The organism is Geobacillus sp. Y412MC52, assembly GCF_000174795.2.
Classification (GTDB): domain Bacteria; phylum Bacillota; class Bacilli; order Bacillales; family Anoxybacillaceae; genus Geobacillus; species Geobacillus thermoleovorans.
In genome coordinates, this window is sequence record NC_014915.1 from 694,488 (window position 1) to 717,159 (window position 22,672).

24 protein-coding genes, 1 pseudogene and 1 riboswitch are annotated in these 22,672 nt (G+C 50.6%); of the genes and pseudogenes, 12 read left to right on the forward strand and 13 right to left on the reverse strand.

The genetic code is table 11. The annotated features are described in order from the left end of the window. Positions 1-180: 180 nt before the first annotated feature. Both GYMC52_RS03535 and GYMC52_RS03540 read left to right on the forward strand, forming a co-directional pair. The gene (locus GYMC52_RS03535; RefSeq protein WP_013523104.1) at positions 181-474 is read left to right on the forward strand and encodes an AbrB/MazE/SpoVT family DNA-binding domain-containing protein; all 294 of its coding nucleotides are present in this window, start codon (positions 181-183) and stop codon (positions 472-474) included. 24 nt (positions 475-498) lie between these two features. Then, positions 499-918 carry a PIN domain-containing protein gene (locus GYMC52_RS03540; protein WP_049777089.1) on the forward strand — a complete coding sequence of 140 codons (420 nt, stop codon included), beginning with the start codon at positions 499-501 and terminating at the stop codon, positions 916-918. Between the two features lie 167 nt (positions 919-1,085). On the opposite strand, the gene metH is transcribed toward GYMC52_RS03540, so the two are convergent. The 3 genes from metH to GYMC52_RS03555 all read right to left on the reverse strand — a co-directional run bounded on the left by metH (position 1,086) and on the right by GYMC52_RS03555 (position 7,007). Beyond that, positions 1,086-4,496 carry a methionine synthase gene (gene metH / locus GYMC52_RS03545; RefSeq protein WP_013523106.1) on the reverse strand — a complete coding sequence of 1,137 codons (3,411 nt, stop codon included), beginning with the start codon at positions 4,494-4,496 and terminating at the stop codon, positions 1,086-1,088. Then, positions 4,489-6,336, reverse strand: coding sequence for a bifunctional homocysteine S-methyltransferase/methylenetetrahydrofolate reductase (locus tag GYMC52_RS03550; RefSeq protein WP_013523107.1), 1,848 nt, complete (start codon positions 6,334-6,336; stop codon positions 4,489-4,491). Before GYMC52_RS03550 ends, metH begins: the two co-directional genes overlap by 8 nt. A 71-nt stretch (positions 6,337-6,407) precedes the next feature. Beyond that, positions 6,408-6,510: riboswitch (SAM riboswitch) on the reverse strand. A gap of 113 nt (positions 6,511-6,623) precedes the next feature. Continuing rightward, complete coding sequence (locus tag GYMC52_RS03555) at positions 6,624-7,007, reverse strand: zinc ribbon domain-containing protein (RefSeq protein WP_013523108.1); 384 nt, start codon at positions 7,005-7,007, stop codon at positions 6,624-6,626. Between the two features lie 303 nt (positions 7,008-7,310). Between GYMC52_RS03555 and GYMC52_RS19690 the strand changes: the two genes are divergently transcribed. The 9 genes from GYMC52_RS19690 (at position 7,311) to GYMC52_RS03595 (ending at position 14,517) form a co-directional block, all read left to right on the forward strand. Beyond that, positions 7,311-7,487 (forward strand): hypothetical protein, encoded by a 177-nt coding sequence (locus GYMC52_RS19690; RefSeq protein ID WP_013146158.1) that lies wholly within the window; start codon positions 7,311-7,313, stop codon positions 7,485-7,487. 29 nt (positions 7,488-7,516) lie between these two features. Continuing rightward, complete coding sequence (locus GYMC52_RS03560) at positions 7,517-7,717, forward strand: uberolysin/carnocyclin family circular bacteriocin (protein ID WP_013523109.1); 201 nt, start codon at positions 7,517-7,519, stop codon at positions 7,715-7,717. A gap of 329 nt (positions 7,718-8,046) precedes the next feature. Next, positions 8,047-9,435, forward strand: a complete 1,389-nt coding sequence (locus GYMC52_RS03565) for a hypothetical protein (protein ID WP_230982737.1) — start codon at positions 8,047-8,049, stop codon at positions 9,433-9,435. Positions 9,436-9,448: 13 nt separating this feature from the next. Then, the gene (locus GYMC52_RS03570) at positions 9,449-9,958 is read left to right on the forward strand and encodes a stage II sporulation protein M (protein ID WP_013523111.1); all 510 of its coding nucleotides are present in this window, start codon (positions 9,449-9,451) and stop codon (positions 9,956-9,958) included. 40 nt (positions 9,959-9,998) lie between these two features. After that, positions 9,999-10,649 carry an ABC transporter ATP-binding protein gene (locus tag GYMC52_RS03575; RefSeq protein WP_013146154.1) on the forward strand — a complete coding sequence of 217 codons (651 nt, stop codon included), beginning with the start codon at positions 9,999-10,001 and terminating at the stop codon, positions 10,647-10,649. 126 nt (positions 10,650-10,775) lie between these two features. Then, positions 10,776-11,837, forward strand: coding sequence for an ABC transporter ATP-binding protein (locus GYMC52_RS03580; RefSeq protein WP_013523112.1), 1,062 nt, complete (start codon positions 10,776-10,778; stop codon positions 11,835-11,837). Continuing rightward, on the forward strand, positions 11,834-12,643 hold the full coding sequence (locus GYMC52_RS03585) for an ABC transporter permease (RefSeq protein ID WP_013523113.1): 810 nt from the start codon (positions 11,834-11,836) through the stop codon (positions 12,641-12,643). Before GYMC52_RS03580 ends, GYMC52_RS03585 begins: the two co-directional genes overlap by 4 nt. Then, on the forward strand, positions 12,640-13,443 hold the full coding sequence (locus GYMC52_RS03590) for an ABC transporter permease (protein WP_013523114.1): 804 nt from the start codon (positions 12,640-12,642) through the stop codon (positions 13,441-13,443). The genes GYMC52_RS03585 and GYMC52_RS03590 overlap by 4 nt, the downstream gene beginning before the upstream one ends. Beyond that, positions 13,444-14,517 (forward strand): ABC transporter substrate-binding protein, encoded by a 1,074-nt coding sequence (locus GYMC52_RS03595; RefSeq protein ID WP_013146150.1) that lies wholly within the window; start codon positions 13,444-13,446, stop codon positions 14,515-14,517. A gap of 197 nt (positions 14,518-14,714) precedes the next feature. Here the strand turns inward: GYMC52_RS03595 and GYMC52_RS03600 are convergent, their stop codons facing one another. The 6 genes and pseudogenes from GYMC52_RS03600 to GYMC52_RS18390 all read right to left on the reverse strand — a co-directional run bounded on the left by GYMC52_RS03600 (position 14,715) and on the right by GYMC52_RS18390 (position 18,692). Further along, on the reverse strand, positions 14,715-15,218 hold the full coding sequence (locus GYMC52_RS03600; protein WP_013523115.1) for a DUF1572 domain-containing protein: 504 nt from the start codon (positions 15,216-15,218) through the stop codon (positions 14,715-14,717). A 360-nt stretch (positions 15,219-15,578) separates the two neighbouring features. Beyond that, complete coding sequence (locus GYMC52_RS03605) at positions 15,579-16,322, reverse strand: ABC transporter permease (RefSeq protein ID WP_343203259.1); 744 nt, start codon at positions 16,320-16,322, stop codon at positions 15,579-15,581. 39 nt (positions 16,323-16,361) lie between these two features. Beyond that, entirely contained in the window at positions 16,362-17,087 is a 726-nt protein-coding gene (locus GYMC52_RS03610; RefSeq protein WP_013523116.1) for an ABC transporter ATP-binding protein, read from the reverse strand. Positions 17,088-17,222: 135 nt separating this feature from the next. After that, positions 17,223-17,792, reverse strand: a pseudogene (locus GYMC52_RS03615) (M48 family metalloprotease); the annotation flags it as partial. Between the two features lie 73 nt (positions 17,793-17,865). Continuing rightward, positions 17,866-18,357 carry a YajQ family cyclic di-GMP-binding protein gene (locus GYMC52_RS03620; RefSeq protein ID WP_013523117.1) on the reverse strand — a complete coding sequence of 164 codons (492 nt, stop codon included), beginning with the start codon at positions 18,355-18,357 and terminating at the stop codon, positions 17,866-17,868. Between the two features lie 203 nt (positions 18,358-18,560). Beyond that, on the reverse strand, positions 18,561-18,692 hold the full coding sequence (locus GYMC52_RS18390; protein WP_008879040.1) for a DUF3941 domain-containing protein: 132 nt from the start codon (positions 18,690-18,692) through the stop codon (positions 18,561-18,563). Between the two features lie 236 nt (positions 18,693-18,928). On the opposite strand from GYMC52_RS18390, the gene GYMC52_RS03625 reads away from it, so the two are divergent. Beyond that, on the forward strand, positions 18,929-20,023 hold the full coding sequence (locus tag GYMC52_RS03625; RefSeq protein WP_013523118.1) for a Fic family protein: 1,095 nt from the start codon (positions 18,929-18,931) through the stop codon (positions 20,021-20,023). Positions 20,024-20,079: 56 nt separating this feature from the next. Here the strand turns inward: GYMC52_RS03625 and GYMC52_RS03630 are convergent, their stop codons facing one another. The 4 genes from GYMC52_RS03630 to GYMC52_RS03640 form a co-directional block, all read right to left on the reverse strand. Continuing rightward, positions 20,080-20,943, reverse strand: coding sequence for a DegV family protein (locus GYMC52_RS03630; RefSeq protein WP_013523119.1), 864 nt, complete (start codon positions 20,941-20,943; stop codon positions 20,080-20,082). Positions 20,944-21,104: 161 nt separating this feature from the next. Continuing rightward, a complete protein-coding gene (locus GYMC52_RS03635) occupies positions 21,105-21,305 on the reverse strand; it encodes a DUF3813 domain-containing protein (protein WP_013523120.1) in 201 nt (66 codons plus the stop codon). A gap of 2 nt (positions 21,306-21,307) precedes the next feature. Further along, on the reverse strand, positions 21,308-21,460 hold the full coding sequence (locus GYMC52_RS19695) for a hypothetical protein (RefSeq protein WP_011230248.1): 153 nt from the start codon (positions 21,458-21,460) through the stop codon (positions 21,308-21,310). A gap of 328 nt (positions 21,461-21,788) precedes the next feature. Then, positions 21,789-22,595 carry a Cof-type HAD-IIB family hydrolase gene (locus GYMC52_RS03640; RefSeq protein ID WP_013523121.1) on the reverse strand — a complete coding sequence of 269 codons (807 nt, stop codon included), beginning with the start codon at positions 22,593-22,595 and terminating at the stop codon, positions 21,789-21,791. Between the last annotated feature and the right edge of the window lie 77 nt (positions 22,596-22,672).

Consider the following 22,672-nt stretch of genomic DNA (forward strand, 5'->3'; position numbering starts at 1 on the left):
GGGAATTATGTGTTAAGAGGGGATGGACCGTGCTGTTCAATAGATCTGGAAATTTAGGGAACAAGTTTTTCTCTTCTGTTTTTTCGTTTCTTGCCATAGAAGTCTTGGGAGATTAGAAAATCTTTACTTTTTTATTGAGTAAAGATGAAATAGTTAGTAAAGAGAGAAGGAGGAATCGTGATGAAGCCATCCTCACATGAAACGTACACGTATTACTCCACACTTTCTTCGAAACATCAAGTGACGATTCCAATGAAGATCAGAGAAGTGCTTGGGGCAGAACCGGGAGACCAAGTCGCGTTTGTTTATGGGGAAAATCAAGAGGTGACGTTAAAGGTGAAAAAGAAAGATGCGTTGCTATCTTTGTTCGGCACCATGCCGCCTAGGGGGGACAGTCGTCCGATGACATGGGAGGATATTCGCAAACAGGCGAAAGAGGAACGGATGTCCAAGAGGGAAAAGAACGAGGAGTAGATGATAGGGAGAAGAGGACGGGACGTGTATATTTTAGATACGAACATCATCATTCGTTTTTTAACCAATGACGATGAAGAACAATCTTTGGTTGCCTATCGGGTATTTGAAAAGGCGGTCAACGGTGAATTTGCGTTCCTATTGCATCCTCTTGTCGTGGCGGAATGCTGCTGGATGCTCGAGTCGAAACGGTACGGGTATACGAAAGGAGAAATCGCAAGTAAGCTGAAGCAAATCATGGAGGCTTCTTGTGTTAAGACGATAGACAAAGAAGTTGTTGGAAAGGCATTGGACGATTACGCCCGTTGCAGTGTCGATTTTGCTGACGCGTATCTTTCGGCGCTGGCGCAGCACACTTCATCCATCCAAGGGATCATCACCTGGAACGAAAAAGATTTTCGTCGGTTTGGCGTGGAATGCTATATGCCTGAATCCATCATTTGAATCAATGATGGCTGACACGTGAACAAACATCGCGATTTTCCCAGATCGCCAATTCCTCGTCTTTTTTGCTAAAAAACGGGAAACATCTCAATGGCGCGGCCAAGGGTTGTTGCGTAAAAAAGCAAACGAGCTGGCTCACATAGTCCAGCTCGTTTCTCGTTCCCCGCTTATAACACATTGAAATACCGCGCTTCCGGATGGGCGAAGACGATCGCCGAAACCGATGCTTCGGGTTCCATCATATAGCCGTCGGTGAGACGGATGCCGATGTCTTCTGGATGAAGCAGACGGAACAGTTTCTCCTGGTCTTCCAAGTTCGGACAGGCCGGGTAGCCGAACGAGTAGCGCTGGCCCTGGTATTTGGCGGCGAAGCGCTCTTCCATCGTGAAATCCGGGTCGTCCGGGAAGCCCCAGCGGTCGCGCATAATTTGATGGATTCGTTCGGCGAACCCTTCGGCAATCTCGAGCGCCAACGCTTGGATGGCATGGCTTTTCAAAAATTCGCCTTCTTCCTTCCAGCGCTGGGCGAGTTCGCGGACGCCATGCCCGGCGGTGACGGCGAACAAACCGACGTAATCCATTTCGCCGCTTTCTTTCGATTTCAAATAATCGGCGAGGCAAAGATACGGCGCCCGCGGTTGGCGCGGAAAGTCGAACATCTCGAGCACTGTTTTGCCGTCAGTCGGATCGTAAATGTAAACCCGGTTGCCGTCGCTTTGCGCCGGGAAGAAGCGGTAGACGCCGGCGGGCTGAATCCAGCGGCGCTCTTTCGCTTCGGCGAGCAGTTCGTCGACGACCGCTTTTAACGCCAACGCTTTTTCGTCTTTCTCTTCAAGCAGCCGTTTCACTTTTCCTTTCAAGCCGAGGTGGTGGCCGAGCACCATTTGCCAGTTGACGTACGGCAAAATGTGGTCAAGCGGCACATTTCGCAGCGCGTGGCGCTCGAGATCGGCCGGGATGTAGACGGGAACGTCGGTCGAGACGGTCGATTTGACCGCTGTGACCACCGTCGTTTGCCGCGTTGGCTCGCTTTCGGCCGTTTCTTTTTTCTTGTAGTCAATCTCGCCCTGCTGGATTTGGTTGGCAAGGGCGAGCCCGTCCATGGCGTCTTTCGCGTACAAGACAACGCCGTCGTACTCGGGCGCGATTTTGTTTTCCGTAAATTTGCGCGTCAAGGCGGCGCCGCCGACTAAAATCGGGGTCGAGATGCCCGCTTGGCGCAAGTCTTGGGCGGTGACGACCATCTGTTGAGCCGATTTCACAAGCAAGCCCGACAACCCGATGATGTCCGGCTGATGTTCGCGCACCGCTTCAATGAGTTGCTGCGGAGCGACTTTAATGCCGAGGTCGATCACCTCGTAGCCGTTGTTGCTTAAAATGATGTCGACCAAGTTTTTGCCGATGTCATGCACATCGCCTTTGACGGTGGCGAGAATGACTTTTCCTTTTGTGCTTCCTTCTTTCTTTTCCATATACGGCTCTAAAAAGGCGACCGCTGCTTTCATCACTTCCGCGCTTTGCAATACTTCAGCGACGATGAGCTGGTTGTTGTTGAACAGCCGCCCGACTTCATCCATGCCGGCCATGAGCGGACCGTTGATGATGGACAGCGGATCGGAGTAGGTCTCAAGCGCCTTTTCCAAATCGGGAATGAGCCCGTCTTTCGACCCTTCAATAACGTAGCGGGCGAGCCGCTCTTCCAAGCTCAAGTTCGTCTGCGCCGGTTTGGCGGCGGTGATTTTGCTTCGGTAAAATTCGATAAAGGCGTTTAATGTTTCGTCGTTTGTGTCAAAAAGAAGCGCCTCAGCCATTCGCACTTCCTCTTCCGGAATCGAGGCGAACCGCTCCAATTTCTCGGTGTTGACGATGGCGTAATCGAGCCCGGCTTGCGTGCAATGGTACAAAAAGACGGAGTTGAGCACCTCGCGTCCGGCCGGCGGCAAGCCGAACGAGACGTTGCTGATGCCAAGCATCGTCAAGCAATGAGGCAGCCGCTCTTTAATGAGGCGGATGCCCTCAATGGTTTCTTTCGCCGCGCCGATGTATTGCTCATCGCCGGTGCCGACCGGGAAGACGAGCGGGTCGAAAATGATGTCGCGCTCGGGGACGCCGTAGCGGTTCACCAGCAAGTCATACGAACGCAAGGCGATTTCAAGTTTCCGCTCAGCGGTGACGGCCATTCCCTGTTCATCGATCGTGCCGACGACGACGGCGGCGCCGTATTGATGAAGCAGCGGCACGACTTTTGCAAACCGCTCCTCGCCGTCTTCCAAGTTGATCGAGTTAATGATCGCTTTTCCTTGCGAATAGGTGAGGGCGCGTTCAATGACGCGCTCGTCGGTCGAATCGATGACAAGCGGCACTTTCACTTTTTTCACGACTTCGCGGACGAACTGCTCCATGTCATGGAGTTCGTCGCGGTCTGGGTCGGCGAGGCAAATGTCGATGACATGGGCGCCGTTTTTCACTTGGGCGCGGGCGATTTCCGCCGCTTCTTCGTATTTCCCTTCGGCGATGAGGCGCTTGAATTTGCGCGAGCCGATCACGTTTGTCCGCTCGCCGACAAAGAGCGGGCGCATCGTTTCATCATAGATGAGCGCCTCGATGCCGGAAACGGCGTGGACATCAAACGAAGACGGAATCGCCCGCGGCGGGAGATCACGCACCGCTTCAGCAATGGCGCGGATATGATCCGGCGTCGTGCCGCAACACCCGCCGACGATGTTGATCCATCCCTTTTCGGCAAAGCGGCGGATTTTCTCTGCCAGCATATTCGGCGTTTCATGATAGTGGCCTTCCTCATCCGGCAGACCGGCGTTCGGGTAGCAGCTGACCGCCGTGTCAGCGAGCGAGGCGAGCGTGCGCAAATGGTCGGTCATAAACTCCGGACCGGTTGCGCAGTTTAAGCCGACGGCGATCGGCTTCATATGGCGCACCGAGATGAAAAACGCATCGATCGCCTGCCCGGCGAGCGTCGTGCCCATCGGTTCGATCGTGCCGGAAATCATGAGCGGCACGCGGCGGCCGACCGCTTCAAACGCCCTCGAAATGCCGAGAAAACCGGCTTTGACATTCAGCGTATCTTGGCACGTCTCGAGTAGGAGAAGGTCGACGCCTCCTAAGAGCAATCCGCGCGCTTGTTCTTCGTAGGCGGCGACGAGTTCTTCAAACGTTGCGCCGCCTGTCACCGACAACGTTTTCGTCGTCGGCCCCATCGAACCGGCGACAAAGCGCGGCCAGTCCGGGGTGGAGAACGACTCAGCCGTTTGTTTGGCGAGTTTGGCCGCTTCGATGTTCAGCTCAAGCGCCAAATGACCGAGGCCATATTCGTCAAGCACGATGCGTGTCGCTCCGAACGTGTTCGTTTCAATGATATCAGCACCGGCTTCTAGGTACGCTTCATGAATGCGGCGGATGACATGCGGGGCGGTGAGGGTCAAATATTCGTTGCACCCTTCATACGCCTCGCCGCCAAAGTCGGCGGCCGATAGGTTGGCGCTTTGGATCATCGTGCCCATGGCGCCATCGATGACAAGAATTTTTCTTTGCAGTTGCTGTTCTAAGGTGACGTTAGCCATGAACAACCTTCCTTTCTTTGGCGGCCGCTTCTTTTTCGTGAATGTAGCGGACAAGCTCGACCGTCATGTCGTAGCGCAAGAACGGCGTGATCAAATAAATGCCGTTAAACAAATCAAACGCAGCGTCAATGAGCGATTTGGCGATAGCGATGCCTTCCTTGGCTGCTTGCACCGGGTCGCCGCTGCAGGCGGCCATGCGGGCGCGAATCTCGTCAGAGAGCGTAATGCCCGGCACTTCATGATGCAAAAAGTCGGCGTTGCGCGCGCTCACAAGCGGCATAATGCCGATGTAAATCGGCGTGTCAAGATGCTTGGTCGCTTCGTGCACTTCAACGATTTTCTCTTCCGAGTAAATCGGCTGGGTCAAGAAATAATGGGCGCCGCATTGGATTTTTTTCTCCATCCGCTCGACCGCTTTGTCCAAATGGCGGACGTTCGGGTTGAACGCAGCGCCGATCGAGAAGTTCGCTTTTTGCCCAAGCGGTTTGCCCGAGTACGACAGCCCTTCGTTAAACTGGCGGATCAAGCGGATCAAATCGAACGATGATAAGTCGTACACGGACGTTGCCCCTGGAAAATCGCCGATTTTCGACGGGTCGCCGGTAATGGCGAGCACATCGGTGATGCCGAGCGTATGCAAGCCCATCAAATGCGACTGCAAGCCGATCAAATTGCGATCGCGGCATGTAATATGCACGAGCGGGCGGATGCCGAGTTGCTCCTTGATGATCGTGGCGACAGCGGCGTTGCTGATGCGCGGCGTGGCGAGCGAGTTGTCGGCCAACGTCAGCGCATCGATGCCGGCGTCATGGAGCGCTTTCGCCCCGGCAAGAAACTTGTCAATCCCCAATTTTTTCGGCGGATCCAGCTCCACAATGACCGAGCGGTGCGTGCGGGCAAGCTCGGGAAGGGGAGATGGGGCGGGCCGCTCCGCTTGCACTGATACAGACACCGCGCGCCGTTTCACCGTTTTTTCCGTCACCGGCGTTCGGTCGGAGAGCGCTTTTGCCATCGCTTCGATATGTTTCGGCGTCGTGCCGCAGCACCCGCCGATCAAGCGCACCCCTTGGTCGCGGAACGCTTTGGCCGTTTCCTCGAAATATTCAGCGTTCGTCTCATAGACAAGCCGCCCATCGCGGTAATCCGGAAGGCTGGCGTTCGGATACGCCGACAAAAACGCTCGATTTGGCAGCGGCACTTCCTCGAGCGACCGAAGCATATGATATGGACCGAGACGACAGTTCAGTCCGACGACATCGGCCCCGAGCGCCTCTAGGCGGGCAAGGGCGTCCGCGAGCGGCGTGCCATCTTGCAAGACGCCGACTTCATGGAGCGAGACGTGAGCGATAATCGGCAAGTCGGTCTCTTTGCGGGCGATGGCAAGCACCGTCTCCAACTCTTCCAAATCGTAATACGTCTCGAGCAGCACGCCGTCGACCCCTTCAGCGAGCAGGACAAACAGCTGCTCGCGAAACGTCCGCTTCACTTCTTCGAGCGTGACGACGCTTTTGTTTAACGTGCGCAGCCCCCCGATCGTCCCGAGCACGTATGCCCGTCCGTTCGCCGCTTGCCTGGCGAGCCGCACCGCCGCGCGGTTGATGGCCGGCACCTCATCTTCAAGGCCGTAGCGGGCGAGTTTCACATAGTTGGCGCCGTATGTATTCGTCTGAATGACGTCGGCGCCCGCGGCGATATACGCTTCATGAATATGGACGATTTCATCTGGATTGGATAGATTCAATTCTTCAAAACAACGGTCAATGCCGTGCGAATATAAAAGCGTTCCCATCGCCCCGTCGGCGATGAGAATGCGCTCTTTCAACTCATCCAGCAATCCCACGTTCGATTCCCCCGTTTCTCCGTAGTAAAAGAAAAAAGCCTTCTATAAGAAGAAGACTTTTCATTCGCTTCTTCTTATCTTCCAGGCTTCCGCCTGTCTGGATTTAGCACCTTGGCCGCGGGCCAGGTTGCTGAGGGTTCACCGGGCCAGTCCCTCCCCCTCTCTTGATAAGAATGTCCGTATGCAATTGTGCGGCAGCGTTTTGATGATTACTATATAATTTAATGTATTTTTCGAAATTATTCAATACGGTGAAGCAAGGAAATTTCAAAAAAGAATTTCTCGGATCAACGGAGAAGCTCTTTTCCACATTGGGGGCAAAATTGGAAATCGCGCTGCACATGCCCGCCGCAATGAGGGCAATGCTTGTTTGGCTGTTTATGGCTTCCAAATCGGACGTTCAGCGGGTCGGGCTCTTCCTCGCTGTCGACAATGTCCAATAAGGACATGCGTTGTTTTCCCATCGCATTTTTGTAATGGTAAATCCCTTGAAATACGCCGATGGCGATGACGACAAGGCCGAAAAACGGAAAAAAGCGGGCGGCGGGAAACGGCGAGTTCGCGGTGATGGAGAATGCCATCACCATCCAAAAGATGCCGAACAACACAGCGGCGATGCTGCCGAAGAGTCCTTGCATCGACGGGCCGCGGCCGGGTTTGATGCTTTTCAACTGGATTCCTCCTTAATTCGTTTCATGTTGGTTGGGATTATTATATCATATGATGATGTAGGGAACATGGGATGCCCTAATAAAAAAGAATCATTGAATCTCCTCCCTTGCCTTGTACAAATCTCTTAAAAGCATCTCTGTTTCATTCCAATAGCACGAAATATGTCGAAATGTGCTAAAAAAAAGATAAAATCGTCGAACGGTTTCTCTTTTTTTTTTTGTGAGAGTCAAGGTATATAATTAAAATGGATGATATTAACAAGGAATTTAATAGAAACCGCATCGCAGACAGGAGTGAAGTGGGTGAAAAAATGGTCATGGCCGTATTTTATTCTGATTAGTCTGCCGTTTGTCGTGTTTATTGTGCTTGCTTTTGGCTTAAAAGCGGCCGGGACGCCAATATGGAAAAAAATGGTGTTGATTGCGTCAGTTTTGATCTACGGGATGGTGTATTCCCGTTTATTGCGGAAGATAAAATGAGGAATGTTCTTGAAAGGAGGTGATAGGTTATGAGTTTGCTAGCGCTTGTTGCCGGGACGCTCGGCGTGTCGCAGGCAGTCGCTACGACGGTTGTTTCGATTGTGCTGACCGGCTCCACGCTTATTTCTATTATTCTTGGGATCACCGCTATTTTGTCAGGTGGAGTCGACGCCATTTTGGAAATTGGGTGGTCAGCTTTTGTCGCGACGGTGAAAAAAAATAGTGGCTGAACGAGGAAAAGCAGCGGCGATTGCATGGTAAAAGGCAAAACGGCAGAGGAAAAACTCCCTGCCGTTCCTAATGAGTAAATCAATGTGGGGGAAGAGAAGTGAAACTCGTATGGCTGTTATATCAACAACGACAACGAAGTAGTTTGGCGCCGTTGCAGAAAAAATCGCCTTTTTCTCCGAAGATGACCATGTTCTTGGTGGAAGCGGCGAAATGGCTTGTTTCGGGGATATTGGTTGTGATCATTTGCACTCGATCATTTATCATGTTTCGTCCTTCTGCGATCATGGCGTTTCTCTTTTTTATGTCTGTCAGTCCTTTAATAGGAGTTTTGCTTGAATCCAAAGAGGCATTGCAACGTCAATATCATTATCATTATGTGCGTCTGTCTGGGGTGCGGGATGACGAGGTATGGCAGCGATTGCTCAAAATCCACTATGCTGTGTCCCTTTTGCGGCTATTGCCGATTTGGTTGCCTCCTTCAATTGGATTGATGGTGATGTTCGGGATCACAGGCGCATCATTAGTATGGTTTGGACAAACGATGTTGTTGCTTCTTTATGTGACATCGCATATAGTGCGTGGCTCAACTTTTAGAGCGATGGGCGCATTTTCTGCCTTTTTCTTTCGAATGGCATCATTCGCGATTGGTTATGTCGTGCTTGCGGCGATTGTGCCGTTGCTGCAATTGTCCCGCCAAGCGGTTCGAATGTATGGGCTGTCGCTTTCTTATCTTGCGTATATGGATGGTTATGTTGCTCATTGGCAACAGCTGTTTTATGAACGCATGACAAGTTGGGGGGAAGGGTGGTCATTTTCAAGTACAACTTTATCATTCATCGGTGCTGGATTCGCTCTGTTGGCTTTGATTTGCTTTCCTTTCACTCGTGCGTCTCATTCTGACAAGGCAGCGTACATGCTATATTCATGGCATCAACGTGTCATTGAGTCGTTAAAAATTCGCAGCACGAATAATGCAATTTTATATAAAGATCTTTGTCTGTTAACACGCCAAGCCCGTGAGTTGACGAAACCGCCTTGGTCGCTATTTTTGCCGGGGGAATGGTTTTTGGTTGCGGGAGCGAATTTGGCTCTGTTGCCGATCGTTCATAACGGGTCGATCATTTTGTTTTTGTTTATGTTTGAAATGTATATGGTCATGACAGGGACGTTGCGAGCCATTACCGACGTCTTTCGCGACATTTTTCAGTTTGAAAGCGAGACGGAGCGTCTCATCGTTTTTCGGCTCCTTTCTCCGCCTCCTCTTGTACCGTTAATCGAAGCGAAATCGACGTTGCTTGAGCGATTAGGTGTCTACCCATGCATGATGGCATTAGGATTGCTGCTTCTCGAATACATAGGATTATTGGGGGTGCGTGGAGGGCTTTGGGCGGCAATGGGGGCTGTGGTGATGATGCCCGCCTATTCGTTTGTTGTCAAACGGATTTTACGCACCGATTATGAAGTGTTTTGCCTTGTTTTAGCGAGCGGCGAGCAGGCGGCATTGACATCTCCGCGTGATTATGCAGGGTATATGGTGATTGCGGCCGGAAATCATTCGTTTCATCGCTTATTGATTTACATAACCGTTTTTTCATCGCTTCTTTCTGCCTTTTTTATGCTCTTGAAAGGTTGGAGTTGGGCATGTTACAGCGTTTTGTTTGTCGTGATGCTTTACCTTGTATTATGGAATAGTTCTCAATATGCTCGGCGCACGTGAGGAGGCATTCGCGGTGATCAAACGAGCGATTCACACTCATTTGCCGTATTTCCTATTGTCGCTAGGTGTGTACGTTGTCTGCTTTGCGTTGGGAGCGGGGATTTTTTCGCAAAGACTTGTCATTCATCCGACTTCCATGGCGTTTTGGACCACTTTAGGCCACAACTTGATGGTTGGAGCCATTTTGATGGTCGGCGGATGGCTGACGTTAGGAATGGCCAATACCCTTTATCTCGGTTACAATGCAGCGATGCTAGGCGTGATCGTGAGAGGAGTCGCCACAGGATATGGCATGCAGCCGTTGATGACCGGTGTCTTTCCTCATGCGATTCCTGAAATCATCGGCCATATCTTGTTTTGTACATTAGGGTACGAGACATGGCGGTTTCTTCAAATCGTCAAAAAAAGAGCAAGAGGAGAAGAAGAAACGCTCTATATACGGGATATCCTCTTTTTGCTAGTGCTGGCGGTCGCTCTGCTCATCATCTCAGCATGGTTGGAATCAACAGTGTCTCATGTATAAGAATAGACGGTCTAAAAAGCAGGAAAAGGGGAAGAAATAGATGGAACCGTTATTTTCATTGCAAAACTTGACGTATCGCTATGATGGGGGGGCAACGATTTTTCAGCAATTCTCATTTTCCATTTTCCCAGGGGAGACCGTGCTTCTCACAGGACCAAATGGAGTGGGGAAAACGACTCTTTTGCATATTATTTCGGGATTGCTCGATAAAGGAGAGTTGCATTATCAAGCCTTTTATAAAGGCAATCCGATTCAGCTTCCCGACATGCGCGCTCATTTGTCTTATGCTACATCCGAGACCGTCATGTTTTCGAAATTGACGGGCTATGAAAACATTGAATGTTTTCGCCTTTTATGGAAATTGGATCGACAGTACGTTCGTAAAGCAGAAGAATTGTGCCGCCTGCTGGGAATGGAGGAGATGCTCTCGTTTCCAGTTGACCAGTATTCATTGGGCACAAGGCAAAAATTGCATATTGCGATTGCTTTAGCCCGTCCCGCTGAATTGTATTTGCTGGATGAGCCGTTTAATTCTCTTGACATGTCAAGCCGCGATCGGTTGGCCGAATGGATTCAATGCGACCGTCAGGCTGCTTATCTCATTGCTTCCCACGTTCATCAGGAGCGATTTCTCGATTCACGCATCGTGTCGCTTGCACGCCCAAGCGGCGGAAACGAAACGGAAAAATGACTGTGAGATCTTATGATGAAAAAAGTTCGTTTCTAATTGGCGTGATCGGGCATTTTTCCGTTGCACTTTCATCCCTGCTGTGTTCTAATTAGCAATAGTGAACATAAAGAAGACGGGGGGCTGGAAGTGAACGGGGAAGAGATCATCCGCTTCGAGCGAGTGACGAAGGAATACGACGGCGCGGTCGTATTGGATGACGTCAGTTTTGCGATGGAGCGCGGGAAGTTTTATACGCTGCTTGGGCCGTCGGGGTGCGGGAAGACGACGATTTTGCGGCTGATTGCCGGGTTTATCGAACCGACGCAAGGAACGATTTATTTCCATGGAAAGCCGATTCAAAACGTCCCGCCGAACAAGCGGCAAGTCAATACCGTTTTTCAAGATTACGCCTTGTTCCCGCATTTGGACGTATTTGAAAATGTCGCCTTTGGTTTGCGCATTAAAAAAATGAAAGAAGCGGACATCCGCCAAAAAGTGAGCGAAGCGCTCCGGTTTGTCAACTTGGAAGGCTATGAGCGCCGGCGCATTCAAGAGATGTCCGGCGGTCAGCGCCAGCGCGTCGCGATTGCGCGGGCGATTGTGAATGAGCCAGAAGTGTTGCTGTTGGATGAGCCGCTATCGGCCTTGGATTTGAAGCTGCGCACGGAAATGCAGTATGAACTTCGCGAACTGCAGCGCCGATTGGGCATTACGTTTATTTTTGTCACGCATGATCAAGAAGAAGCGCTGGCGATGTCCGATTACATTTTTGTTCTGAATAAAGGGAAAATTCAGCAGTTTGGGACGCCAAAAGAGATTTACGATGAACCCATTAACCGGTTTGTCGCCGATTTCATTGGGGAATCGAACATTTTATCAGGGCGCATGATCGAAGATTTCCTCGTCGAATTCGCCGGCAAGCGGTTTGCGTGTGTCGACCGCGGTTTTGCGCCGAACGAACCGGTTGATGTCGTCATCCGCCCGGAAGATTTGGAACTCGTGGCGCCGGGAGACGGCCAGATGGTCATTCGTGTTGATTCGCTCTTATTCCGAGGCGTCCATTACGAAATTTGCGGCTATGATGAAAACGGCAACGAATGGCTTGTCCATTCGACGAAAAAGGCGGAAGTCGGGGAAACGGTCGGCCTCCGTTTTGAACCGGAAGCGATTCACGTCATGCGAGTCGAAAGGGAGGATGAGGGCGCATGACGGAACGGGCGTGGCGAAACTGGTATTTAATCCCTTATGGCATTTGGTTGGTGTTGTTTGTCATCGCTCCGATCGTCTTTTTATTATATGAATCGTTTTTGGATATAGACGGACATTGGACGGTGGCGAATTATGAAAACGTGTTGACGCCCATTTATTTGAAAATGATGGCGTATTCGTTTTGGTACGCGTTTTTGATTACCCTTGTGTCATTGTTGATCGGCTATCCAACCGCCTATTGGCTGACAAAGACGAGGCACAAGCAGTTATGGCTGTTGTTGCTTATTTTGCCGATGTGGGTGAATTTGCTGCTGAAGGTGTATGCGTTTTTAGGGCTGCTCGGCACGTATGGGCTGGCCAACGCTTTTTTGAAGGTATTGGGCGTCGGGCCGCGGCAGCTGTTGTTTACCGATTTCAGTTTTGTGTTTGTGTCGGTGTACATTTTTATTCCGTTTATGGTGCTGCCGATTTTCAACGCGCTGGAGGAGCTGCCGCCATCGCTTGTCGATGCCGCCCGCGATTTGGGTGCTTCGGCTTGGATAACGTTCCGCCGCGTCGTCTTCCCGCTCACGCTTGGCGGGGTGAAGGCCGGCTGCCAAGCGGTGTTCATCCCGTCGTTGTCGTTGTTTATGATTACGCGCCTTGTCGCTGGCAACCGCGTCATTACGCTCGGCACCGCCATTGAACAGCATTTTCTTGTCACCCAAAACTGGGGAATGGGGGCGACGATCGCTGTTGTGTTAATGATCGCGATGGCGGTCATCGTCGTCCTGACAGGAACCGGAAGGAAAGAGGGAAGCCGATGAAACGGACGCATTGGTGGGGACGTGTGTACCTGTTAGCCGTGTTTGCCGTGATGTATACGCCGATTGTGTATTTGATGTATTATTCGTTCAACAGCGGCGGAGCGATGCACGATTTTCAATCGTTCACGTTCAAATGGTACCGCGACGTGCTGTCCGACGACCGCTTGCTCATCATCGTTTTGAATACAATCGTCATCGCGCTGCTGTCGGCGGCGGTCGCGACCATACTCGGGGTCATCGGGGCGCTCGCCATTTACTATGTCAAGCGGCAGCGGACGAAAAACGCCCTTCTTGCTCTCAACAACGTGTTGATCGTCAGTCCGGATGTCATCATCGGCGCTTCGTTTTTGCTTCTGTTTACGATAGCGGGCATCAAGCTTGGGTTTACGTCCGTGCTGTTGTCTCACATTGCTTTTAGCGTGCCGATTGTCGTGTTGATGGTGCTGCCGAAACTCGAGGAAATGAGCCCGACGCTGATTGATGCGGCTAGAGATTTAGGAGCAGGGCCTTGGCAAGTGCTGTCAAGCGTCGTGCTGCCGTTTTTGGCGCCAAGCATATGGGCGGGCTTTTTCATGGCGCTTACGTATTCGCTCGATGACTTCGCCGTGACGTTTTTTGTCACGGGAAATGGGTTCTCAACGCTGTCGGTGGAAATTTATTCGCGGGCGCGCCAGGGCATTTCCTTATCGATCAATGCGCTGTCGACGCTGCTGTTTTTATTTACGATGCTGCTTGTCATCGGTTATTATGTGCTCAGCCAAAAAGGCGGCCGAATGTACGGGATAGGGGGGCGAAAGTAGGTGAAACGGCTTGTCCAAGGGTTTGCGGCCGTGTTCATCGCGGCGTTCGTCCTCATGTTCATCACCCACCGGTTGAACGAAGCGGAAGGGTACGGCGGAGGCAAAACGGTGACCGTTTACAACTGGGGCGATTACATCGACCCTGCGCTCATTCGAGAGTTTGAAAAAGAGACAGGGTGGAAAGTGATTTACCAAACGTTCGATTCCAACGAGGCGATGATGGCGAAAATCGCCCAAGGCGGGGCGACGTTTGATGTCGCCGTTCCGTCCGATTACGCCATCAGCAAAATGATCGAGGAAAACTTGCTGTTGCCGCTCGATCACGACAAGCTGCCGAATTTACAATATATCGAACCGCGGTTCCTCAACTTGCCGTTTGACCCGCACAACCGGTATTCAGTGCCGTATTTTTGGGGAACGGTCGGCATTGTCTACAACCGCGATATGCTTGGCGGCAAGACCATCACAAGCTGGAACGACTTATGGAACCCGGACTTGCGCAATCAAATTTTGCTTGTCGACGGAGCGCGCGAAGTGATGGGGATGGCGTTAAACAGCCTCGGCTATTCGCTTAACGATACGAACAAAGCCCATTTGCAAGAAGCAAAGCGGAAACTCGATCGACTCATGCCGAATGTGAAGGCGATTGTCGGCGATGAAATCAAGCTGCTTCTCGCGAATGAAGAGGCAGCCATTGGCGTCGTTTGGTCGGGTGATGCGGCGGAAATCATCGCCGAAAACGACAAGCTCGACTATGTCGTGCCGAAAGAAGGATCCAACCTATGGTTTGACAACATGGTCATTCCGAAAACAGCGAAAAACATCGAAGGAGCGCACGCGTTTATCAATTTTATGCTCGACCCGAAACACGCGGCGCAAAACGCCGAGTATGTCGGCTATTCGACGCCGAATAAAAAGGCGCTTGCCTATTTGCCAAAAGACATCGCGGGCGATCGGCGCTTTTACCCCGATTTGGATTCAGCAGGGCATCTCGAAGTGTACGAAAACTTAGGAAAACACATGCTCGCCTACTACAACGAGCTGTTTTTGGAGTTTAAGATGCAGCAAAAGTAACCATATAGATGCAACGAAATCGTTTCACATATCCTTGACGAAAAAGTGGCTTATCCATTTTTGACTGTCGAAGGCAAGCCACAGGCTTGCCTCTGTCACGCTTTAGCGTGACGGAAGACCGAACAACGACTCGCTTTATCGGCTGACGGTTCCGAGGAGCGGATGGCGTTTGCAAGATGATTCGAATAAGGAGTTGCCTATGTTGTTTTTCGATTTCTTGGTATGGTCAGTGTTTTCCAGTTGTTTGCGTTCAGCTGTTTCGCGATATAGACGATTTGTCCGATATGATACGAATAATGGTACATTTGCCGCTCAATGGCTTCGATGACGGAATGGGGTTCGCCGCGGATCGTGACCGTCCGCAACAAATCCGTTTCTTGCAGTTCGTTCAGCGTCTGAAAGAAAGCAGACCACCCCTTTTCCCAGCAAGCCATGACTTCTTTGCGCGTATGGAAGTCGTTGATAAACTCATCATCGCGGTTTCGGTCCGGTTTTTCCCCATCCGATGACAAAAAGTCTGTCCAGCGCGACACCATATTTCCGCTCATATGTTTGACAATGATGGCGATGCTGTTGGCTTCCTCATGAAAGCAATGGAACAGCTGTTCCTCGGAACATTGGTCCATAGCCTGTTCGGCGGTCTTTTTCATGTCAAGAAAGCGTGCGCGCACCACTCGCAAATATTCTTGGCCGATGTTCATTCACACACCTCCGTCAAAGAAATGCCATCTCTTTTATTCGCCGTCGATGCTGTGACTTCTTTCTATGTGACGGCCAAAAGCAAAAAAAGCAACGCCTTGGGCGGACATGACTATGGGTCATGTTTTCGAAGCAGGCGAGTGAATAATCAGATCATAGCGGCACGCTTCTTTGCCCGTGTTGATCAACTAATGTTCGCAGGCGGCGTCGGAATAAAGAGAGCTCTCTTCGCGCAAGATGTCCGTGTTATGAAAACTCCTTTGCTTTCCCTGAGTGCGGAGGATTCATTCGGCATGGTCGCGAAAACATCCTCTCGATTTTCGCCGAAAGGGTGCGAAAGGTGAGGGATAACGTCCGCTCTTTTATACGTAGCTTCCGATTTTTCCGTTTTTTCTCGCCCAATGCCATTGTTGCTTCAAGACCAATGAGCCCATGGCCAGCCAGAATAGCGAGATCCCGAGAGCAGGAAAGAATACGGGCCATCCTTCATTCACTCCTTGCACGGCCCAAGAAAGGGGAGAAAAGTAGTTGAGAATATGAAACGCTGTCGGCAATACATTCGAAGATAGAAAAAATCCTGAGAAGATCAATAAATAATAAAGCAGCACCTCGGTAACGGCTCCCACTTGCTTTAAGCGAAGGGACAGCCCTAAAATGAACACGCCGATTCCCGTCATCCCGATGAGGCTTACGCCGCCAAATACGACGATCTCCGTTATCATGGATACGATTCCCGAGAGAATTTCGGAAAATCCGATCATCAAAGCCGCACAAACGAAAAAGAGCGTCACCCACATGGACGATAACGCGACTTCAGCGATCACCACGCCGATCAAAATTTTCCATGGAGCAGTCTTGGTGGAAAGCACTTGCTCGGCGGTGCCAAGATACGCTTCTTCGATCACCGTGTTGCCGAGCTTCGAGATCAAATGAGCGCTTAAGTACCAAAGGCTGAAACCGAACAGTTTGACCGTCGCTTCTTTTCCGGTCTGTATCGGGCTTGCGTACAGCGTACCGAGAAAAAAGACAAATTTAATGATAAGCCCAACGGTAAAATCGAACCAATACCGACGATACTCTGCCTTTTTTTTAAAAAGGAAGCCAATACTACATTCAAAATTTGCGGGGACAACCGACTCACCTCCTTAGACGGATAGGTTGGAACGAATAGAGACCAAAAAATGAGTTTCAAGGTCGGCTGGAGTTGAAAAATGTTCTTTCGTGCCGCTCCAAACGATTTTTCCGCCTTGGATAAAGACAAACTTATTTCCAACGGCGTGGGCAAAAGGAATGTCGTGGGTGGTGATGAGAACGGCTTTCCACCATTGGTTTTCTTCCGTTAACATGGTTCGGATATGATGTTGCGACTCAACATCAAGGCCAAGAGTTGGCTCATCAAGGAACAAAAACGGCGCTCCTTTCATTAAGGCGATCGCAAATGCCAGTTTTTGTTTCATCCCACGTGAAAGGGTTTGGGTAAGACGCTCAGCGTATGGGGTTAGATTCAACACGGCCATCATTCGTTCGGCTCTTCGTTTTGCTTCAGCACGACTCCATTTGTTCAGCAAGCCGAAGTATAAGAGATTTTCCAAAACAGTTAAATAGGAATAGGAGTTGTCAGCTTCTTCAAATACGAACGCAATCGACTCGCGCGCTTCATCTGGATGGCGGACAACATCTACTCCATTTACATAGATGCTGCCGCTGTCTGGTGCAGTAAGCCCGATGATGCACCTTATTAAAGTAGTCTTTCCGGCTCCATTCGGCCCTAAAAGAATAAGTCGATCCCCTTCAACCAGTTCGAGGGAAACATGATGCAATACTTGGCGGTTTGGCGGATAGATTTTGTTTACGTCTTGCACGGCAATCATTTTTTTCTACCCTTTCCATTTAACATTTATCGCTTTTGCTGGTCATTGCACCCGGCTGTCGGGTGGACGAACAACGCCGCTTCCAGGTTGTTGTTCGGTCTTCCGTCAAAGATATGTGAAACGATTTCATTGCATCTATATATGCAGCCACTCTTTCACAAAATCAGGAAGCGATTCGCGCCAACAGTCGCGCCACCATAATCGAAGTTTTTTGGTGCTCCATCCGGTTTCGGTCGTGCGGAGCGAATGAATGCGCCAATACATCGGCGGATGGGGGGATAGTTGAAATTTGGAAAAGCGTGAAAACCACTCCTCTCTCTCGAAAGTGAAAGAGCCGTCCTCGGCAAATGCGTCTTCCTCCTCGTCGTCTTTTTCCTTGGCATCGATGTGGTAGCTATGTGCTTGCTCGATGGCTTGGTCTTGATTTTTTGAAAGAATGGCTAAGGCGTTGGCCATCTGTTCGTTGCCGCCATCAAGCAGCGACGCTCCTAGATGATCAGCGCGCACTTCCATCCACTGCACAAGCCATGAACGGAAAGCGGGATACAACAGAACGATGAGCATCCAACCGATCAAAAACGTTGCGGCGCGATGTGTTTCCAACCAATGGGCGGCTGCTTCGTACACGCCAGCGATGATGGAGGAAATCACCATGATGAAGGCAAACTGCAACAGCTGCGCAGTTAAAACATCCCGCTTTTTGACATGGACGGCTTCCTCCCCCTATAAACATCACTCTTCTATTTATGAAAAAACAGGCAGCGCGCTTCTGCCTGTTTCAGCGGTAGTTCACAAACTGCACGTCAATCGGCAAATCGGCTTCGCGAATGGCGGCGATCACCTTTTGCAAGTCGTCTTTGCTTTTGCCGCTGACGCGAATTTGGTCATCTTGCACTTGGCTTTTCACTTTCAAGCCGGTGTTTCTGATGATCGTGGTGATTTTTTTCGCGTTTTCTTTGTCGATCCCTTGGACAAGCTTGGCGCGCTGGCGCACCGTGCCGCCTGATGCCGGCTCGATTTTGCCGTATTGGATGTTTTTCGTCGCCACCCCGCGCTTAATGAGCTTGCCGATGAGCACATCTTTCAGCTGCTCAAGCTTAAACTCGTCGTCGGAGATGAGAACGAGTTCGTCTTTCTCGAGCGAAATGTCGCTTTTGCTTCCTTTGAAGTCATAGCGCGTCTTGATTTCTTTCATGGCGATGTTGATGGCGTTTGCCACTTCCGACAAATCGACTTTAGATACGATATCAAATGAACTTTCTTTCGACATACGTGACCTCCCGGGCGTGTGATGTACTTTCATTATAGAAAAAGGTGGGAGGAAAGACAACAATGATCAAAGGGGCAAGAAGGTTAGTTTCGTCCTTTAGACGGAAGAGGCCGGCATGTAGCGCTATGTTGAAAGCGGGGACTTGATGCAGGGGAAACAATGTGAAAAAGGCGGTGTTTTCGGCCGCCTTTTTGTCATTTTGCTCACAAATGATCCGTCTTCTTCGAATACGCGAACTTCCCGGCTTCGCGGTTTTTCTCGCGCATCATGTTTTTCTCATGGCGCTTCGCTTGGTTGTCGCGCGCTTTTTTGTCGTTGTCGCTCGTGTTTGGCATCGGCAGCCCCTCCTTTTGTTTCGATCGTCCATCATTAGTATGCGGCAAATGGAAATGAACTATATGGAAATAGGGGAAGGTAGTTTGTGGAAAGATAAATGGAGAATTTTTTTTAACAAATGGTTCGCTTCAGAGTATAATTAAGTACAAAAATAGAGATAAATGTTTGTAATAGGGTAAATATAGGTGTTTAACGATCATTTTTTATCTAAAATGTTCGTAAAGGGGAATGAAAAATGAAACGAAAACCGTTTGTCCCCTTCAAGCTTCCTCTTAGCGAAGATGTCGTGAATCAAATGCGTTTTCTTCGCGAATTGATCGAAGCGAATAAGGCGATGGTTGAGTATCAAACGATGCTGCGGCATTCAAAGCTGCATCCGCGATTTCTGCTCAGACCGATCATGCTGAAGGAGGCGGTGCAGTCGACGAAAATTGAAGGGGCACAAGTGACATTGGATGAAGTGATGGAGACTGAAGCACAAAGCAGAAAAGCGAACAGCGATGTGCGAGAAGCATTAAACTATTATGAAGCATTAGTGGCAGGGATGGATGCGCTGAAAGAGATCCCCATTTCGACTCGGTTGTTTAAGCAGTTGCATCGAATTTTGTTGTCAAACGATGTACGCGGATCCCATCGGTCGCCAGGGGAATTCCGAAGGGTGCAAAATTTCCTCGGTCCGGAAGGATGCACGATTGAAACCGCCACTTACATTCCTCCGGAGCCGCATCTTGTCAATGAGTATATGTCAAATTTAGAGAAATACATTCATGAACCGAACGATGATTATGATGAATTAGTGAGAGTAGCCATAATTCATGCGCAGTTCGAAACGATTCATCCGTTTCTTGACGGAAACGGTCGGATTGGAAGAATTTTGATTCCGCTCTATTTGTATAGTAAGGGTGTCATCGATTACCCGAACTTTTTTGTCAGCGATGTGCTTGAACGGGATAAGCACAAGTATTACCGCTATTTGAATGATACCCGCTACAAAGGCGACTGGACGCAATGGATTCAGTTTTTCTTGCAATGCGTCCATTTACAAGCGAAACAAAATGTTCGATTGATTCAAAAAGTAAACGATTTGTATGAAGAAGATTTGGAAAAGGCAAGTGCGCTTGTGAACAGCCATAATATTCGAACCGTTGTCAATGTCATGTTCCAGCACCCGATTTTTACCGCGAACATGATGGCGGAGTTGACCGGTTTGCCGGAAGCAACGGTTCGGCGCTATTTGAATCGGTTTGAGGAACAGCAACTCATTTTCTCGGATGGCCGGATGCGGTCCAAAACGTACTACTACTACAACCTTCTTGATCAACTTCGGTGATGAGGACAGGCGCCTGTGTTGTGCAGGCGCCCGTGTTTCGTCCGGCGGGAAAGGCGTCAGATCTCAATATATTTGTTCAGAAAAAAGAGGGCAATCGTCCCCGGTCCGGCGTGTGCGCCGATGGCGCTGCCGATGTCGGAGAGGAAAAAGCGCGTGCAGCCGTGCGTTTCTTCGATCATTTGTTTCAGCTCCAAGGCGGTTTCTTCGTCATCGGCATGGCTGATGCCGATCGTTTGCTTTTGCAGATCGTCGCCGCGCTCGCCCATCAACTCGACCATGCGTTTCAACACTTTTTTCCGCCCGCGCCATTTTTCAAGCGGGACAAGCGCTCCGTCCTCGACGTGGAGAAGCGGCTTGATGTTGAGCAAGCCCCCAAAGGCCGCGGCGGTTTTGCTGATGCGGCCGCCGCGCGCGAGGTAGTCCAAGTTGTCAACGGTGAAAATGTGCTCCATATGGCGGCAGTACGATTCGATCGTTTCACAAAGCAAGTTGTACGGTGTGTTTTGTTTCGCCAGCTCGACAGCCTTCATGACGGCGAGCCCTTGGCCAAGAGAGGCGCATTTCGAGTCGATGATTGTCAGGCGAAATTCCGGATATTCATCAAGCAGCTCGCTGCGCACGGCCATCGCTGTTTGGTATGTACCGGATAATTTCGATGAAAAGGCGATGTAAAGGCATGGCCGGTTTTCTTTGGCGTATGGCAAAAACAGCTCCTTCATCGCCAGCGGGCTTGGCTGTGCCGTTTTCACCGTATGCCCTTGGCGCATGGCGTCATATACTTGCTTCGGCTCGATTGTGATGCCGTCTTCGTAATCTTGGCCGTTCCAATGAACGACAAGCGGCAAAAAGGCGATTTGATGCTCGCGAATGTACGACTGCGGCAAATCGGCGCCGCTGTCGGTGATGATTTGAATGGACATGGTTCGTCCCCCTTTTTTGTATAGCCGCATCGGATGAATGGGCGATTTTGGCCGGCGAACAGCGATTCATTATCTTCCTTTAGTGTAGCGGTTTTTCGTTCGGAATACAATGGAAAATCGGCAACGGGCGAAAGAAACAGCTGCGGGAAGCCCGCAGCCGTTTAGTGGGTGAGCTCGTCCAGCTCGGTTTGAAATTGACGCAACTGCGCTTTTTCCGCCGTGTTGGAATGCGCATAGGCAGATGACAAGGCGTTTTTGGCGATGGCAATGGCGCGGTCGACGCTCATGTCGATCTCGCCGCTGGCGGCTTGTTTCGCCTGCGCGACCGCTTTGCGCGCCTCTTGGAACAGGCGGTTGCCCATCGCTACGCTCCTCCAAGCGACGTTTCCATCGCTTTTTCCGCTTTGCGCGCTTCCGCCTCGGCGTACGTTAAATGGTAAGGGATTCGCTTGTCATGCCGTTCAACCGCATCGACGCTTTGTTGGACGAAACGCTTCGATTTGTTTCGTTTGCCCATGACGGATTCCCCCTTTAAAATATGAAGACGCGCGTTGCGTCACGTATAGTGTAACCGCACGGGGGGAACAGTAGTAAGGAAATTCGTTACAACACAAGTCGCTCTACAAAACGGCAAGGCGGTTGGAGCAAGGTGAAAAGAGGAGCATCAGCCAGCGTTTAGATTGTAGGAAGCAGATAAGGCTGGCGATAGAGCGAGGAAAACGCTCCGGCAAAGCGTTCGCCAACGAAGCAGCATCGAAACGGTTCTTTTTTGGAGAAACGCGCTTTTTCATCCATCTTAATGGACGGCGTCAAAAAAGGCGGCTCGGAAGCCGCCGCGATGGAAACTACAAACGAAGCAAATCCTGCAAATATACACCGACGCCGTCTTCTTCATTGGTTTTTGCCACATCGTCGGCAATAGTTTTCAACGGTTCGATGGCGTTGCCCATCGCAACACCGAGACCGGCCCAGTCGATCATCTCGAGGTCGTTGTCTTCATCGCCAAAAGCAATGACGCGCTCCCTTGGGATGCCGAAGTAGTCGGCGACTTGTTTTAAGCCCGCGGCCTTATGGACGCCATGGCGGATGATTTCAATGACATGCCACGGTTCGCTCCAACGCCGTTGGTGGATGACGTTGGCGTACACATTCGCTAAGTGTGATTGAATCCGCTCGATATGATCATCGTCTGTGTACACGAGCACGCTCGTCGGATCTTTGCCGAGCGAGCGGCGCAAATCGCCGATTTCCACGGTCGGGTTGCCAAGGCGGACGATGTCAAGCAACACTTCGTCATGTTGGTGAAAATAAACATTGTCTAACACTTCGGCCATCATATTCTTGATTCCATAGGATTCGCTGATTTCAACAATGTCTTTGACGACCGCAAGCGGCAGCGGGTAATGGTGCATGCCCCACGACGGCTGGCGCGGATGGTGGACAAACGCGCCGTTGAAATTGACGATCGGCGTTGCAAGGCCAAGTTCTTCGTAGTACATGGAGCTTGCCCGGTACGGGCGGCCGGTGGCGATGACAACAAAATGGCCGGTGTCGATGGCGCGGCGGATGACGTCTTTGGTAAATGGAGAAATCGTTTTATCCTCTTTGAGCAACGTTCCATCCAAATCCAACGCGATTAAATACGGCTTCATGTCCGACTCCTTTGCCCTCGTTATTCTTTACACTACATAGTGTAACTCTTTTCCAAAATCGCTGTCCATATGGTAAA

Excerpts from the sequence above, each read along its gene's own strand:
- GYMC52_RS03535 (WP_013523104.1), top strand. The coding sequence starts at position 181 with ATGAAGCCATCCTCACATGAAACGTACACGTATTACTCCACACTTTCT.
- metH (WP_013523106.1), bottom strand. The coding sequence starts at position 4,496 with ATGGCTAACGTCACCTTAGAACAGCAACTGCAAAGAAAAATTCTTGTC.
- GYMC52_RS03560 (WP_013523109.1), top strand. The coding sequence starts at position 7,517 with ATGAGTTTGCTAGCGCTTGTTGCCGGGACGCTCGGCGTGTCGCAGGCA.
- GYMC52_RS03575 (WP_013146154.1), top strand. The coding sequence starts at position 9,999 with ATGGAACCGTTATTTTCATTGCAAAACTTGACGTATCGCTATGATGGG.
- GYMC52_RS03585 (WP_013523113.1), top strand. The coding sequence starts at position 11,834 with ATGACGGAACGGGCGTGGCGAAACTGGTATTTAATCCCTTATGGCATT.
- GYMC52_RS03590 (WP_013523114.1), top strand. The coding sequence starts at position 12,640 with ATGAAACGGACGCATTGGTGGGGACGTGTGTACCTGTTAGCCGTGTTT.
- GYMC52_RS03600 (WP_013523115.1), bottom strand. The coding sequence starts at position 15,218 with ATGAACATCGGCCAAGAATATTTGCGAGTGGTGCGCGCACGCTTTCTT.
- GYMC52_RS03610 (WP_013523116.1), bottom strand. The coding sequence starts at position 17,087 with ATGATTGCCGTGCAAGACGTAAACAAAATCTATCCGCCAAACCGCCAA.
- GYMC52_RS03620 (WP_013523117.1), bottom strand. The coding sequence starts at position 18,357 with ATGTCGAAAGAAAGTTCATTTGATATCGTATCTAAAGTCGATTTGTCG.
- GYMC52_RS18390 (WP_008879040.1), bottom strand. The coding sequence starts at position 18,692 with ATGCCAAACACGAGCGACAACGACAAAAAAGCGCGCGACAACCAAGCG.
- GYMC52_RS03625 (WP_013523118.1), top strand. The coding sequence starts at position 18,929 with ATGAAACGAAAACCGTTTGTCCCCTTCAAGCTTCCTCTTAGCGAAGAT.
- GYMC52_RS03630 (WP_013523119.1), bottom strand. The coding sequence starts at position 20,943 with ATGTCCATTCAAATCATCACCGACAGCGGCGCCGATTTGCCGCAGTCG.
- GYMC52_RS03635 (WP_013523120.1), bottom strand. The coding sequence starts at position 21,305 with ATGGGCAACCGCCTGTTCCAAGAGGCGCGCAAAGCGGTCGCGCAGGCG.
- GYMC52_RS19695 (WP_011230248.1), bottom strand. The coding sequence starts at position 21,460 with ATGGGCAAACGAAACAAATCGAAGCGTTTCGTCCAACAAAGCGTCGAT.
- GYMC52_RS03640 (WP_013523121.1), bottom strand. The coding sequence starts at position 22,595 with ATGAAGCCGTATTTAATCGCGTTGGATTTGGATGGAACGTTGCTCAAA.